The organism is Mesorhizobium sp. M7A.F.Ca.AU.001.01.1.1, assembly GCF_004022735.1.
Classification (GTDB): Bacteria; Pseudomonadota; Alphaproteobacteria; order Rhizobiales; family Rhizobiaceae; genus Mesorhizobium; species Mesorhizobium ciceri.
In genome coordinates, this window is the sequence record NZ_RZPF01001080.1 from 1 (window position 1) to 1392 (window position 1392).

2 protein-coding genes are annotated in these 1392 nt (G+C 64.4%); both read right to left on the reverse strand.

The features are described 5' to 3' along the window. Positions 1 to 794 (reverse strand): GMC family oxidoreductase N-terminal domain-containing protein (locus EN884_RS35995; protein ID WP_206617754.1); only part of this gene is annotated, 794 nt, incomplete at its 3' end. Then, on the reverse strand, positions 787 to 1392 hold a 606-nt coding region (locus tag EN884_RS36000), incomplete at its 5' end, for a pyridoxal-phosphate dependent enzyme (protein ID WP_128361126.1). The genes EN884_RS35995 and EN884_RS36000, both read right to left, overlap by 8 nt.

Genomic DNA, 1392 nt, shown 5'->3' on the forward strand with positions numbered 1-1392 from the left:
ATGCCGGACAGCATCAGGATCTTGGGCGAATTGATCGACGATGCGGCGACGATTACCTCACGTCGCGCCTTAACGACCTGAATCTGTTTGTGAGCTTCGATCTCGACGCCGATGGCGCGCTGATTCTCGATGATCACCCGCCGCGCAAAGCCCTTGACCAGACTGACGTTTTTGCGCTTCAGCGCCGGCTTCAGATAGGCTGATGCCGCCGACCATCGGCGGCCGCCGCTGATGGTCTGCTCCATCGGCCCAAAACCTTCCTGCTTGGAACCGTTATAGTCCTCCGTCAGTTCGAACCCGGCCTGGCGGCCAGCCTCGACGAAGGCGCCATAGAGCGGATTTTTACGCGAGCCGCGCTGCACATGCAGCGGCCCGCCGTGCCCGCGCCAGCCATCCTCGCCGCCATCCGAATCCTCCATGCGCTTGAAATAGGGGAGCACGTCGGCGAAGCCCCAGCCGGCCGCACCCTCTTCGGCCCAATGGTCGAAGTCGCGGGCGTGGCCGCGCACATAGACCATGCCGTTGATCGAGGACGAGCCGCCGATAACCTTGCCGCGCGGTGTCGCCAGCACACGGCCGCCGAGATGCGGCTCCGGCTCGCTGGCAAAGCCCCAGTCGTAGAGGCTCATGTTGAGCGGGATCGACAGCGCCGACGGCATCTGGATCAGCGGCCCGATATCGCTGCCGCCGAATTCGATGACGATGACCGAATGCTTGCCGTCTTCCGACAGGCGATAGGCCATGGCCGAGCCGGCCGAGCCGGAGCCGATGATGACGAAATCCGCTTCAAGCATGGTTCATATGCGCCATGAAATCGGCGAGCGAGACATTGCCGCCGGTAGCCACAACAAGGACGGTCTTGTCCTTCACATCCACCTTGCCGCCGAGCAATGCCGCGATCGACGCCGCCCCCGACGGTTCGAGCACCAGCTTCATGCGCTCGAAGGCGATCCGCATCGCGCGCCGCACCGATTGGTCGTCGACGGTGATGCCGTGAACACCCGCCGTCTTGACCGCGGCAAACGGAGCATCGCCCGGCCGTCGCGACATCAAACCGTCGCAGATCGATTTCGGCCCGATCGGCATCGTCTCGATGCTGCCATGCGCCAGCGACGAGCCCATGCCATTGAAACCTTCCGGCTCGACGCCGATGATCTCTGTGGCGGGCGACAGATAATGGAAGGCGAGCGAAACGCCGCCGATCAACCCACCGCCACCGACCGAGCAGAACAAGAGGTCGGCGCTGGCACCTTTGGCTTCGAGTTGGTCAAGCGCTTCGAGGCCGGCGCCCGCCTGGCCGGCGACGATCTCCGGATCGTCGAATGGATGCAGCAGCGCCAGGCCCTCTGTCTCGGCGATCTCGCGCGCCTTGGCGGCGGCGACTTCCTCCCG